Source organism: Salinicola avicenniae (genome assembly GCF_023736115.1).
GTDB lineage: Bacteria > Pseudomonadota > Gammaproteobacteria > Pseudomonadales > Halomonadaceae > Salinicola > Salinicola avicenniae.
In genome coordinates, this window is sequence record NZ_JAKQZC010000002.1 from 457,139 (window position 1) to 469,900 (window position 12,762).

Consider the following 12,762-nt stretch of genomic DNA (forward strand, 5'->3'; position numbering starts at 1 on the left):
ACGCTATATCGTGCATGGCAGAGATCGACCCCATTCAGCCCGCGAATGACCGCCGTCAGCGGTCGGGTGAGCGAGCCGATCAGCAAGGCTTGCCAGCTGGCTCGCGTATCCGCCATGATCCTATAACAATTTAGCCTGTTATCTATTCACCCTGTTCACCCGTTCGTCTCTATCATCTGCTCGATTCTCTCAACGCGGATCTAAACGCTCGATCGTTAGACGCCACCGCCATGCCAATCTCTCTTGCCACGCTATGCCGTCAGATCCAGCCACATGCCGAGATCGGGCGCAATACCAGCCTGCTGCCCCACGTTTCCGTCTTCGCGACTGCCGCCTCGAGTTGCCCAATTGCCACCCTTTATGAGCCGATGATGTGTCTCGTGCTTCAGGGTGCCAAGGAGATCATGATCGGCGAGCATCGGCTTCACTACGCTGCGGGGAGCTACTTCATCGGCTCCGTCGCCCTGCCCGTCTCGAGCCGTATCGTGGAGGCAACCGCCGAGCGGCCCTACATCGCGCTCACGCTGACCCTGGATCGCGCCAAGCTCGCCGAGCTGGTGGCATCATTTCCTGCTGCGACGGGCAGCACCAGCGGTGGCTTTGCGGTCAACACGATCGATAACGCCCTTCTCGAGCCGTGGCGACGCCTGCTCGCCCTGCTGGATGCCCCTGGCGACATCCCCGCGCTGGCACCGATGATCGAACGCGAGATTCTCTACAGGCTGCTGCAGGGGCCGCAGGCCGGCGCCCTCAGGCAGATTGCCAGCAGCGATAGCCGTCTGGCGCAGATCCGTCGTGCCATCGCCCACCTTCGCGAGCATTTCGACCGCCATGTTGCCCTGCCCGATCTGATTGCTCGCGCCGACATGAGTGCAGCGTCGTTTCACCGTCACTTCAAGGCGATCACCGGCATGAGCCCACTGCAGTATCAGAAGCGGTTACGCCTGCAGGAGGCCCGCCAGCAGCTACTGAGCGGCACCGACGTCGCCAGCACGGCCTTCGCCGTCGGTTACGAAAGTGCCTCTCAGTTCAGCCGTGAGTATGCCCGACTATTCGGCCTCGCCCCCTCGACTGACGCCCGCCGACTGCGACAGATGGGCGTGGATGCGGAGACCATCGGTGGCAGCTCTCGATAGCAGGCAACGGGGCGTTCTATTCATGCAGCGGTCTCATAGATGCTATCGGGCCTGCACGGTTATCACGCGCTGACGCGCTTTCTACAATAGCGCCACCCGGGCAGCCCTATGATGGCCGGTTGCCGTACCGGCGGGATGTCTTGGTGCCGCCTGCGGTGCCAGCTTGCCCGCTCTCGACCCATGCTCGAGGCTTGGCGCCCGACACGCACCCTCGACCTGTGCCGGTATACGATGCATCGCCGACACAACGCATCCTTCATCCGTACCACGATGGTCGCCGCACACGGATCGCGTTGACAGCAACACGCGGTACCGGTGGCGTCCAACATCGATCGCATCAACCGAGAATCCTGATCGTGCATGACACCGCTTCACCGGCCACCGGCCGGATCAACTGGCCATTGCTGGCACTGGGCCTTGGCGCCTTCGGTATCGGCACCACGGAGTTCGCCCCCATGGGCCTGCTGCCGACCATCGCCGACGGCGTCGGGGTCTCGATCCCCACCGCCGGGACACTGGTCACGGCCTACGCCGTCGGCGTGATGATCGGCGCACCGGTCATCACCCTGCTCCTGAGCCGCTTCGCGAGGCGTACCTCGCTCATGCTGCTGATGGGCGTCTTCATTCTGGGCAACCTGCTCTCGGCAATGGCGCCAGGCTATACGACGCTGTTGGCGGCACGCGTGATCACCAGTCTTTCGCAAGGCGCCTTCTTCGGATTCGGCGCGGTTGTAGCAACCCAGGTAGTGCCAAGGGAAAAACAGGCCAGCGCTGTCGCCACCATGTTCCTGGGGTTGAGCATCGCCAATATCGGCGGCGTGCCGGCCGCCGCCTGGATCGGCCAACAGATCGGCTGGCGGGAAGCCTTCGCCGGTACGGCCGCCCTCGGCGTCCTTGCACTCGTCGGATTGGCGCTGGCGCTGCCTCGCGACGAACGCGGCCATCGTCCGGAGGTCGGTCGGGAGCTGCGCGCGCTACTGCGCTTCGACATGCTGGTGGCGATGTCGCTGACCGTCCTGTTCGCCGCCGCCTTCTTCACGCTCTACACCTATGTCGCCCCCCTGCTGCAGCACCTGACCCACGCCTCTGGCGATTTCATTACGCTGGCGCTGGTGGTGATCGGGCTCGGGCTGACGGCGGGCAACTGGCTTGGCGGCCGACTGGCGGACTGGTCGCTGGATGGCGGCACGACCATCGGCCTGGCGGCGCTGGCGATCACAATGCTGTGCGTGCCCTTCATGGCGCTGACGCCGGCCGGCGCCCTTGTCATCCTGGCGCTCTGGGCGGTCGCCGCCTTTATTATCGTGCCACCACTACAGGTCCGTGCGATGCGCGCGGCGGCCGAAGCCCCAAGCCTAGCCGCCGCCATCAATATCGCGGGCTTCAATCTGGGCAATGCGATCGGCGCCAGTGCCGGCGGCAGCGCCCTTGGGCTCGGCCTGGGTTATGGCGCCGTCCCGGTAGCCGGCGGCGCACTGGCGCTCATTGCCTTGGTGATTCTGTGGCTCAACCGGCGCGTTGCATCAAGCGCGGCCACCAGTCAGGAAAGCGCTGCCTGAACCAGGCGGCCTGAACGCGACAGGGCGTCCGATCAGCGGCCTCGGTCGGGCGCCAACTGCTTCCAGGGCCATGGCACGACGGCCACAGCGACATTAACGCTCACGCGGTTCATACCCGACCGGCAAGGTCGTCGACAGTGCCTGAAGAGACTGAAATCGGCATTGGCCATCGTACATCCCTACCGAACCATCGGATGGACAGTCACGCTCGGCGCCATCCCAGACGATGCACGCCAAGGCTCATGAATCCAGCAGGTATCGAGAGGCCAGAAAAGGAAGCCGGGCTCAAGGAACGACTAGCGAACTCTCGACACACCGGATCAAACCGAAAGATTGTCGGCTGCACAGACAACCTTCGAGATAACACGAGGGGAAATTCGAGATAATACGAGGGAAATAGAGATTGGAGCCAAAAGAAGGCGCTTCCACGCTAGCATCTCAGCGTTACAAGCTTCTTTTACGCTTTATAAAAACGAGAGCGGGAGAGGAGATCGATCAAACCGGCGTTCCGGCTCACAACCCTAGACTACGCTTCGGAAACGACTAGAAATGGAGCGGGAATGGAGATCGATCGGACCGGCGTTCCGGCTCACGACCCTAGACTACACTTCGGATACGACTAGAAATGGAGCGGGAAAGGAGATCGATCGGACCGGCGTTCCGGCTCACGACCCTAGACTACACTTCGGATACGACTAGAAATGGAGCGGGAAAGGAGATTCGAACTCCCGACCCTCGCCTTGGCAAGGCGATGCTCTACCACTGAGCTATTCCCGCTTGTCGGTCGAAGACTGGCTTCGACGAGATGATCTACGATCATCGAAGTGGCGTCCCATAGGGGGTTCGAACCCCTGTTACCGCCGTGAAAGGGCGGTGTCCTGGACCACTAGACGAATGGGACGCAGGCTGGATCGGCAAAGCCGTTCCGGTACTTCAAACTGGAGCGTGAAATGAGATCGATCGGACCGGCGTTCCGGCTCACGACCCTCGACATGCTTCAGGTACTGCTAAAACTGGAGCGGGAAAGGAGATTCGAACTCCCGACCCTCGCCTTGGCAAGGCGATGCTCTACCACTGAGCTATTCCCGCTTGTCGTGTCGAAGTCTAGCTTCGACGAGATGATCTACGATCATCGAAGTGGCGTCCCATAGGGGGTTCGAACCCCTGTTACCGCCGTGAAAGGGCGGTGTCCTGGACCACTAGACGAATGGGACGCAGGCTGGATCGGCAAAGCCGTTCCGGTACTTCAAACTAAAGCGGTAAAGGAGATCGATCGGACCGGCGTTTTGCCGGGCTGGCGCACCAGCTCACGACCCTCGACACGCTTCAGGTACTGCTAAAACTGGAGCGGGAAAGGAGATTCGAACTCCCGACCCTCGCCTTGGCAAGGCGATGCTCTACCACTGAGCTATTCCCGCGCCTTTGCTGTCTCACAGCGTTTTACCGCATCCCTCGCCGAGAGTCGAGTGGCGTCCCATAGGGGGTTCGAACCCCTGTTACCGCCGTGAAAGGGCGGTGTCCTGGACCACTAGACGAATGGGACGTGATGTCTCGTCTCCGTCGAGGTGGCGCGTATAGTACTGAGGCCATTTTCAAGTGTCAAGCAATTGATTTCACCCATATTCGGCATTGCCTAATCGCTACTGGTCAACACGGCGCAAATGACCTGTAATGCGTCCGAGACGTCGAAGCATGAAGGAGGCCGACCATGAGCAAGGTGCAAAAGAGTGATGCCGAATGGCGCGAGCAGCTCACCCCCGAGCAGTATCACGTCACCCGCGAGAAAGGCACCGAGCGCCCGTTCAGCGGCGACTATCAGGTCGAGCCGATTCAGGGCATATACCACTGTGTCTGCTGCGGGGCGCCGCTGTTCGAGAGCGAGCACAAGTTCGAGGCACACTGTGGCTGGCCGAGTTTCGATCGCCCGCTGGCCGCCGCCTCGGTGGAAGAGCATCTTGATACGACCCACGGCATGCGCCGCATCGAAGTCACGTGCCGGCGCTGTGACGCGCACCTGGGCCACGTCTTCCCCGATGGCCCGGCCGAAACCACCGGGCAGCGCTACTGTATCAATTCGGTCGCGATCACCTTCCATGCTGGAGAGTGAACGTATCCAAGCCTTGGTGATAGCGGGCGCCTGACGCAACTGCACCCCTAGGGCGGGCCGACGTTCTGCTAGAATGTCGGCCCGCTCTTTTTTGAGCCAGGACCGATTCGCAGGAGAGACGCATGCTCGGCTGGTATCCCGGACATATGAACAAGGCACGCCGTCAGATCACCGAGGCGCTGCCGGAGATCGACGTGGTGATCGAGGTGCTCGATGCGCGTCTACCCTACTCCAGCGGCAACCCGATGCTGGCCGACCTGACCGAACACAAGCCGGTGCTGAAGATCCTCTCACGCGCCGATCTCGCCGACCCCGAGGCGACACAGCAGTGGATCGAGCACTTCGATGCCCAGCCGGATAGTCGGGCCATCGCCGTGACCACCACGCAGACACGGGAACTGAAGCAGATTCCCGCCCTGTGTCACGAACTGGCCGGCCAGGTACGCCAGGATCGCGATGTTCGCGTCATGGTGATGGGCATTCCCAACGTGGGAAAATCGACGCTGATCAACGGCCTCGCCGGCCGCAAGATCGCCAAGACCGGCAACGAACCGGCCGTGACCAAGCGCCAGCAGAAGATCCGTATCGACGGCCGTGTGGCGCTGACCGACACCCCGGGCGTGCTGTGGCCGAAGATCGAGGATCAGGCCAGTGCCTACCGTCTGGCGGCCAGCGGCGCCATTCGCGATACTGCGATCGAGTACGTGGATGTTGCCATCGTCTGCGCTGCAGAACTGGCCAAACGCTACCCCGCCGCCCTGCGCGAACGCTACAAACTCGATGAACTGCCAGTCTATGCCCCGCCTGTCGATGCCGATGCGGTCGATGCCGACGGCCCCAGGTTGGTCGATCTGCAGGCGCAGGCCGGTTTCGATGGCCACGCGATCATGAACGAGATCGCTCGCAAACGCGGCGGACTCAAGGCCGGCGGCGTGATCAATCTGCACCGCGGCGCCGAAGTGCTGCTGCACGAACTGCGTGACGGCAAACTGGGGCGAGTGACGCTGGAACTGCCGGAAGATATTGCCCTGCCACCGATGCCTGCCGAGGACGAGCTACCGGGCTGAACATCGTCATACAGCCATACAGTGACGCCGCTTTTTCATCGCCGACTGCCCCTTGCGCCGCGCCCCCGCGGCGTTATGCTGGGGTGTCGGCGTTCTTCCCGCCCCAAGCCACCCATCGTTTAGAGTGACCGCATCCGTCCGATGCCTCGGCGATGCTGCATACGGAACCCCAATGAACAGCCCCATTCGGAAATCGCACAAGCTCGACAATGTCTGCTACGACATTCGCGGGCCCGTCCTCGATCATGCCAAGCGGCTCGAGGACGAAGGCCACCGCATTCTCAAGCTCAACATCGGCAACCCTGCGCCCTTTGGCTTCGAAGCGCCTGAAGAGATTCTTCAGGACGTCATGCGCAATTTGCCGACAGCCCAGGGCTACTGCGATTCCAAGGGACTCTACTCGGCCCGCAAGGCGATCATGCAGGAGTGTCAGCGCAAGGGCATCCCGGGGGTCGGCATCGAAGACGTCTTCATTGGCAACGGCGTTTCCGAGCTGATCGTGATGGCCATGCAGGCGCTGCTCAACGACGGCGATGAAGTGCTGATTCCGGCACCGGACTACCCGCTCTGGACCGCCGCCGCCAACCTTTCCGGCGGCCATCCGGTGCACTATCTGTGCGACGAGAACGCCGATTGGTCACCGGATATCGCCGATATTCGCGACAAGATCACCTCGCGCACCCGGGCGATCGTACTGATCAACCCGAACAACCCCACCGGCGCGGTCTATCCGCCGGCGGTGGTCAAGGAGATCCTGGCGATCGCGCGCCAGCATGGCCTGGTGGTGTTCTCCGATGAGATCTACGACAAAATTCTCTATGACGGCGTCGAACACGTCTCGACCGGCGCACTGGCCGAAGACGACCAGCTCGTGGTCACCATGAATGGCCTCTCCAAGAGCTATCGTTGCGCCGGCTTCCGCTCCGGCTGGATGATCCTCTCCGGCGGTCTCGGCAAGCAGAACGCCGAGGATTTCATCCAGGGCCTGAACATGCTCGCCTCGATGCGACTGTGCGCCAACGTGCCCGCCCAGCACGCGATCCAGACCGGCCTCGGCGGCTACCAGTCGATCAACGACCTTATCCTGCCCGGCGGCCGCCTGCTGGCGCAGCGCGACGTCGTGTATGAAAAGCTGAACGCCATCCCCGGCGTCTCCTGCGTCAAGCCCAAGGGCGCGCTTTACGCCTTCCCGCGACTGGACCCGGAGGTCTACCCCATTCGCGATGACGCCCAGATGGTACTCGATCTGCTGCTGCAGGAACGCATTCTGCTGGTGCAGGGAACCGCCTTCAACTGGCCAGACCCGGACCACGTCCGTATCGTCACCCTGCCCTGGGCCGACCAGCTCGGCGATGCCCTCGACCGCTTCGCCCGCTTCCTTTCGCGCTACCGGCAGTAATTCCCGCCTATCCTGAGGGGGAGGCGTCAGGGGCTGACACCGGATCGGGAATTCGGCCCTCTTGATTTATTCAGTGTTCGGGGCGCGTGGCGGCGCGCCCTCCCTCACGCTTTCGCGTTTTCCCTCTTGAAACCTATTCACGAAAGTCGTATCTAACCCACCATAACCACCTGATTACCGGGTGTTAACGAATAACAATACCGCAGCCATCGTGCCGCCAAGGCCAGCCACGCGGCACGATCCACACCATGGCAAGAACGACGCTTTCCAAACTGAGGGTACAACCGATGATGCGAATCATCCTGTTTCTGGCAACCAACCTGGCGGTGGTTCTCGTCGCCAGCTTCACGTTGCGCATTCTGGGCGTCGAGCCCTACCTGAATGCCAACGGCATGAACATGAACAGCCTGCTGATCTTCTGCTTCGTGATCGGTATGGCCGGCTCTCTCGTCTCGCTGTTCCTCTCCAAGTGGATGGCCAAGATGAGCACCCGCGCCCAGGTGATCGAACAGCCGCGCAACAGCACCGAACAGTGGCTGCTGGACACCGTCCGCGAACTCTCGCAGCAGGCGGGCATCCAGATGCCGGAGGTCGCGATCTTCCCGGCACAGCAGTCGAACGCCTTCGCGACAGGCTGGAACAAGAACGACGCACTGGTTGCCGTCTCCCAAGGGCTGCTGGATCGCATGCGCCCCGAGGAAATTCGCGCGGTGCTGGCACACGAGATTGGCCACGTCGCCAACGGCGACATGGTCACGCTGGCCCTGATTCAGGGCGTGCTCAACACCTTCGTGATGTTCTTCGCACGCATCGTCGCGCAGGTCGTCGACAGCTTCCTGCGTGACCGCGACAATGGCGGCGGGCTCGGCTTTCTGGGCTACTTCGCGGTAGTGATCGTCGCCGAGATCGTCTTTGGGCTGGTCGCCTCGATCATCGTCGCCTGGTTCTCGCGCTTTCGCGAATACCGCGCCGATGCTGCCGGCGCCAAGTACGCCGGCGCCGGCGCCATGATCAACGCCCTGTCGCGCCTGAAGGCCGAAACCCAGCAGCCGGATCAGATGCCGGACTCGCTCACCGCCTTCGCCATCACCACCGGCCAGACACGCAAGGTCATGGAGAAGCTGTTCGCCAGCCACCCGCCGCTGGACGACCGCATTCGCGCACTGAAAGAGTCCGCGTATCGCGAATAAGGTAATGTTTTAAGGCAATGTCTCCAAGACAATGTCTCCAAGGCAATGCCTTGATTGCCGGTTATCGCCTCGATGCCCCGCCTCAGCGCGGGGCATCGTCGTCATGGCCAATGGTCATGATCTCCTGCCTGTCGGCGCCCCGTGGCGACGCCGACGCGAAATATTTCCGGCTAGCCTGCATCCGCCCTACTTCCTCGCGTGTATCCCGCTGGCGAGACGAGTGATCTCGCCATCTTTCACGCAAGGAGAGTGCTCATGAAAGCCATGCCGCTAGCCAGCCTCAGCCTGACCGCCGCCCTATTCGGCGCTATCGCCCTGCCCGCCGCCGCCGAAATGGTCCCTTCGGATGTCACGCTGCCTGCCGGAAATCGGATCGCCATGGAAACGGTCGGTGTCGGCGAGATCACCTACGCCTGCGAGATGAAGGACGGTGCCCATGCCTGGGTCTTCAAGGGACCGGATGCCCGCCTCAACGACGCCGACGGCAAACAGGTCGGCAGCTACTACGGACCGCCAGCCACCTGGGAATCCAGTGACGGCTCGGCCATCACCGGAACGCAGGTCGGCACCGCCGATGGCGGCACCGGCAACATTCCCCTACAGCTGGTGGCAGCCAACCCCGCCGAGGGAGAAGGCCACATGCGTGGTGTGACCTACGTCCAGCGGCTCAACACGCAAGGCGGCGTCGCACCGGACATGGCCTGCAGCGCGGACAACGACGGCGCGACCGAAGTGGTCGAATATCAGGCGGACTACAACTTCTTCAAGGCCGGCTAAGGCAGGCACTTTCCCCCACTGCGCGGGCTCGCCAAGGCGAGCCCGCGTTGCGTAGACTGGCACCAAACGCCTTCATGGCGCCGGGAACAAGGGATGCACGAGTGGCAGCCGAAACGGACCACAATACACTGCTGATGGCCTGCGCCGATGGTGATCATCAGGCACTGCGGGCGATCTACACACTCGAGGGCGCGCGCTTGCTGGGGGTGGTACAGCGCATCGTGGGCGACCGCGCGACCGCCGAAGATCTGATCCACGATGCTTTCGTCAAGATCTGGCAAATGGCTCACACCTTCGACCGCGAACGCGGCTCGGGCAAGACCTGGATCTTCAGCATTGCGCGCCATCTCGCCCTTAACCATGTTCGTCGCCGTCACCGCGAAGTCACGGTCGATGACGAAACGGCCGAGCGCCTGGAGGCAACCAACGCTCTCGCTGCGGCGGCAGAGGCCAGCGATCATTTCGACTGGCTGGGCAAGGGCGAACTGGATCGCTGCCTCGCCGAACTCGACGCGGAACGCCGCAACTGCCTGTTCCACGCCTACGTCGACGGCTATACCCATCAGGAAATCGCGACACGCCTCGAGCGCCCGCTGGGCACCGTCAAGGCCTGGATCAAGCGCAGTCTGACTGCACTGCACGAGTGTCTGACATGAGTGACAACACGATGCCCCGAAACGCCGGCGATATCGATGCGCTGGCGGGCGAATACGTGCTCGGTACGCTCGACATTGAGACACGCCGCGATATCGAGCAGCGACTGCCGGAGGAAGGTGCGTTACGAGCGGCCGTCGAACGCTGGGAAAAGCGCCTGCAACCGTATACACGTCTGGCCGAACCGATCGAGCCGCCAGCCGCGCTGTGGGGCCGCATCGAACATACGCTGGCACATGCCTCGCAAGACGCCGTCGTCAGGGATACCCTATCGCCCCCAACAGGGCCTACCTGGCTGCAGGCGCTCTGGCAAAATCTGAGCCTGTGGCGCGGACTGGCTGTTTGCGGCCTGGCAGGCATGCTCACGCTGGGCACTCTGACGGCGCTGAAACCGGCGCAACCCGCCGCGCCACGCTTCCTGGTCGTGCTGATGACACCACAGCACAGCCAGGCCGGCTGGGTGGTTCAGGCCAGTTCGCCCCGCGACATCGAACTGATACCGACGGGCGGCTTCGAGGTTCCCCCTGGCAAGACGCTGGAATTCTGGACCAAGGCCGACGACTGGGGCGGCCCGGTATCGCTCGGGCTGATCGAACCCGGCGAAAGTCGCCATCTGAGCCTGGAACACCTACCGCCGCTAGAGGAAAACCAGCTGTTCGAGCTCACGCTCGAGGACGCCGGCGGGTCGCCGCTCGACCATCCCACCGGGCCGATTCAGTTTATTGGCCGAGCCGTGGCCCTGTAACCGTGGCCCTGTAACCACTGCCCGAGCGTGGGGCGCACGCGCGAAGTCTACAGATAGCGCACTCTTGTCATCCGCCGGTGGCGCCAGACCGCCCGTCATTGCCCCGCGTTGGTGCAACACACTGGTGCGGCGCCCCGCCGCACGACGGGAAGCCTCCGCGCCGGCTCGCTTTTGTCGGCAACGGTACGCCGCTTGCTTGACGCTCTCCACCCTTCAGGATAGCGAGAGCCCCCATGTCTTTACCCCAGCCCGACAACGACTATCCGCTGAGCGAGGTCCCGGCGGATGCGCGCAAGCCATTCGCCTCCCTGGCACTGCTACTGCTCGGCTTTACCTTTTTCACCGCCACCATGTTCGCCGGCGGCCAACTGGGCGCGGCCTTCGACTTCCACGAACTGCTGATGCTAATCGTCGTCGGCAATCTGCTGCTCGGCATCTACGCTGCGGCCATCGCCTGGGCGGCGGCCCAGTCCGGCCTGAGCACGGCGCTAATGGCGCGTTTCGCTCTGGGGGAGCGCGGCAGCGTGTTGTCGGATCTGCTGCTCGGCATTACCCAAGTCGGCTGGTATGCCTGGGGCGTGGCAACCATCGCCGATGTCCTGGTCTCCACGCTCTCACTCGCCCCGCTCTGGCGGCTGCCGTTGATGTTGGTGTTCGGGCTCAGCTTCTGCCTGACCGCCTTCATCGGCTACCGCGGATTGGCGCGCCTGTCGAACCTGGCTGTACCGGCGATGACCTTGCTTATCCTGATCAGCATGGCGATGGCCTGGCGCGACGGCGGCGGCTGGCAGGGCTTGGCGCTCATTGAACCGGCAAACGGCATGAGCTGGGCTGCCGGCATGACACTGATCTTCGGCACCTTCGTCTCCGGGGCCACGCAGGCCAGCAACTGGAGCCGTTTCGCGCGCACGCCGCGCCAGGCCGTCATCGCGACGCTGCTGGCCTTTGCCGTCGGTAATGGGCTAATGGTGCTGGTAGGCGCCATCGGGGCACTGGTCTACAGTCAGCCGGATATCGTCGACGTGCTGATACTGCAGGGGCTCACGCTGATCGGGCTGGCGATGCTGTTCCTCAATCTCTGGACCACGCAGGACAATACCATCTACAACTTCGCCGCGGCCGGCTGCAACCTGCTGCGCACGCGCCAACGAGGCTGGGTCACGCTCGGCGGAGCACTGATCGGAACGCTACTGGCCATGGCCGGCATGGATGCGTTGCTGATTCCCTTTCTCGTCGCGTTGGGCACCTGCATACCACCGCTGGGCGGCGTCATTCTGGCCGACTATCTGCTGGTTCGGCGCGGCACCTATCCGCGCCTTGCGGCGACTACGCTACCCACGCTGCACTGGCCGGGCATCATCGCCTACTGCCTTGCCACGCTGGGTGCCTGGCTGGCCACCTGGGCGCCACCACTGGTCGGCATTGCGCTGGCCCTGCTGCTCTATCCGATCTGCTGCCGCGTCAACCGACGTCCCGCCCTCGAAGCGACTTCCTGATCCCGGAAACCACTTCTTGGTCCTGGAAACCCCTTTTGCGTCAATCGCCGGGAAGCGTCACAGCCCCGGCGATCATGGCCGCGACCGCTCGAGCCTGACAACCGGCGCAGGCCATCTCCAATGAGAATGGTTGACATTCAAAGGCGCGACACCGCAAACTAGTTGATAATATCAACCATAGCTTCCTACCTTCGAGCTCCCCATGTCCGACACGTCGGTTGGTGAATCACTTCATCAGCTCATGCACGCCTACAAACGCGCCCTGCGTCGCGCCTACCGCGAAAGCGGGAGCGAGCTGGCGGTATCACACATCCGTACACTCAAGGCGGTCCGTACCCTGAGCCCATGCACGGCGGGGGAAGTCGCCCAGTGCCTGCAGCGCGACAAGGCCCAGATCACTCGGCTGACGCGCGAGCTGGTCGAGAGCGGCACCGTCACACGCACCGCCAATCCCGCGGACGGGCGTAGCCAGCTGCTGGCCCTGACCGAGGCAGGTGAAGCGTTGCTGACCCGCATCGACGCCTGCGAACGTCACGTCCATGCCGACCTGGCCCGCCACTTGGCCTCGGAAGACCTGGCAGCCTTCGTACGCCTCTCCCGCCTGATGATCGACAATCTTCACTAAGCCACAT

11 protein-coding genes and 6 tRNA genes are annotated in these 12,762 nt (G+C 62.9%); 11 read left to right on the forward strand and 6 right to left on the reverse strand.

The features are described 5' to 3' along the window. The first annotated feature begins 230 nt into the window (after positions 1–230). Positions 231–1,136, forward strand: a complete 906-nt coding sequence (locus MC381_RS05685; protein ID WP_251976768.1) for an AraC family transcriptional regulator — start codon at positions 231–233, stop codon at positions 1,134–1,136. 356 nt (positions 1,137–1,492) lie between these two features. Further along, the gene (locus MC381_RS05690) at positions 1,493–2,695 is read left to right on the forward strand and encodes an MFS transporter (protein ID WP_251976769.1); all 1,203 of its coding nucleotides are present in this window, start codon (positions 1,493–1,495) and stop codon (positions 2,693–2,695) included. 702 nt (positions 2,696–3,397) lie between these two features. Here MC381_RS05690 and MC381_RS05695 read toward each other — a convergent pair. The 6 genes from MC381_RS05695 to MC381_RS05720 all read right to left on the reverse strand — a co-directional run bounded on the left by MC381_RS05695 (position 3,398) and on the right by MC381_RS05720 (position 4,238). Continuing rightward, a tRNA-Gly gene (locus tag MC381_RS05695) sits at positions 3,398–3,472 on the reverse strand. 48 nt (positions 3,473–3,520) lie between these two features. Continuing rightward, a tRNA-Glu gene (locus MC381_RS05700) sits at positions 3,521–3,596 on the reverse strand. A 113-nt stretch (positions 3,597–3,709) separates the two neighbouring features. After that, positions 3,710–3,784: transfer RNA gene (locus tag MC381_RS05705), tRNA-Gly, on the reverse strand. Positions 3,785–3,833: 49 nt separating this feature from the next. Beyond that, positions 3,834–3,909, reverse strand: a tRNA-Glu gene (locus MC381_RS05710). Positions 3,910–4,038: 129 nt separating this feature from the next. Then, positions 4,039–4,113, reverse strand: a tRNA-Gly gene (locus MC381_RS05715). Between the two features lie 49 nt (positions 4,114–4,162). After that, positions 4,163–4,238, reverse strand: a tRNA-Glu gene (locus MC381_RS05720). A gap of 165 nt (positions 4,239–4,403) precedes the next feature. Here MC381_RS05720 and msrB point away from each other — a divergent pair. The 9 genes from msrB (at position 4,404) to MC381_RS05765 (ending at position 12,755) form a co-directional block, all read left to right on the forward strand. Further along, entirely contained in the window at positions 4,404–4,802 is a 399-nt protein-coding gene (msrB, locus tag MC381_RS05725; RefSeq protein ID WP_251976770.1) for a peptide-methionine (R)-S-oxide reductase MsrB, read from the forward strand. A 122-nt stretch (positions 4,803–4,924) separates the two neighbouring features. Further along, positions 4,925–5,869 (forward strand): ribosome biogenesis GTPase YlqF, encoded by a 945-nt coding sequence (ylqF, locus tag MC381_RS05730; RefSeq protein ID WP_251976771.1) that lies wholly within the window; start codon positions 4,925–4,927, stop codon positions 5,867–5,869. A 172-nt stretch (positions 5,870–6,041) separates the two neighbouring features. Beyond that, positions 6,042–7,268 carry a pyridoxal phosphate-dependent aminotransferase gene (locus MC381_RS05735; RefSeq protein ID WP_251976772.1) on the forward strand — a complete coding sequence of 409 codons (1,227 nt, stop codon included), beginning with the start codon at positions 6,042–6,044 and terminating at the stop codon, positions 7,266–7,268. 287 nt (positions 7,269–7,555) lie between these two features. Then, a complete protein-coding gene (gene htpX / locus MC381_RS05740; RefSeq protein ID WP_251976773.1) occupies positions 7,556–8,458 on the forward strand; it encodes a protease HtpX in 903 nt (300 codons plus the stop codon). 255 nt (positions 8,459–8,713) lie between these two features. Then, positions 8,714–9,235 (forward strand): DUF3455 domain-containing protein, encoded by a 522-nt coding sequence (locus MC381_RS05745; RefSeq protein WP_319022827.1) that lies wholly within the window; start codon positions 8,714–8,716, stop codon positions 9,233–9,235. Between the two features lie 101 nt (positions 9,236–9,336). Beyond that, positions 9,337–9,891 (forward strand): sigma-70 family RNA polymerase sigma factor, encoded by a 555-nt coding sequence (locus MC381_RS05750; protein ID WP_251976774.1) that lies wholly within the window; start codon positions 9,337–9,339, stop codon positions 9,889–9,891. After that, positions 9,888–10,634, forward strand: a complete 747-nt coding sequence (locus tag MC381_RS05755; protein ID WP_251976775.1) for an anti-sigma factor — start codon at positions 9,888–9,890, stop codon at positions 10,632–10,634. The genes MC381_RS05750 and MC381_RS05755 overlap by 4 nt, the downstream gene beginning before the upstream one ends. A 233-nt stretch (positions 10,635–10,867) precedes the next feature. Next, entirely contained in the window at positions 10,868–12,130 is a 1,263-nt protein-coding gene (gene codB / locus MC381_RS05760; protein WP_251976776.1) for a cytosine permease, read from the forward strand. A 202-nt stretch (positions 12,131–12,332) separates the two neighbouring features. Beyond that, positions 12,333–12,755: a MarR family winged helix-turn-helix transcriptional regulator gene (locus MC381_RS05765; RefSeq protein WP_251976777.1), complete on the forward strand. Its 423-nt coding sequence runs from the start codon at positions 12,333–12,335 to the stop codon at positions 12,753–12,755. Positions 12,756–12,762: the final 7 nt, after the last annotated feature.

Bases quoted from the DNA above. Each gene is read 5' to 3' on its own strand.
- MC381_RS05685 (WP_251976768.1), top strand. From the start codon at position 231: ATGCCAATCTCTCTTGCCACGCTATGCCGTCAGATCCAGCCACATGCC.
- msrB (WP_251976770.1), top strand. From the start codon at position 4,404: ATGAGCAAGGTGCAAAAGAGTGATGCCGAATGGCGCGAGCAGCTCACC.
- ylqF (WP_251976771.1), top strand. From the start codon at position 4,925: ATGCTCGGCTGGTATCCCGGACATATGAACAAGGCACGCCGTCAGATC.
- MC381_RS05735 (WP_251976772.1), top strand. From the start codon at position 6,042: ATGAACAGCCCCATTCGGAAATCGCACAAGCTCGACAATGTCTGCTAC.
- htpX (WP_251976773.1), top strand. From the start codon at position 7,556: ATGATGCGAATCATCCTGTTTCTGGCAACCAACCTGGCGGTGGTTCTC.
- MC381_RS05745 (WP_319022827.1), top strand. From the start codon at position 8,714: ATGAAAGCCATGCCGCTAGCCAGCCTCAGCCTGACCGCCGCCCTATTC.
- MC381_RS05755 (WP_251976775.1), top strand. From the start codon at position 9,888: ATGAGTGACAACACGATGCCCCGAAACGCCGGCGATATCGATGCGCTG.
- codB (WP_251976776.1), top strand. From the start codon at position 10,868: ATGTCTTTACCCCAGCCCGACAACGACTATCCGCTGAGCGAGGTCCCG.
- MC381_RS05765 (WP_251976777.1), top strand. From the start codon at position 12,333: ATGTCCGACACGTCGGTTGGTGAATCACTTCATCAGCTCATGCACGCC.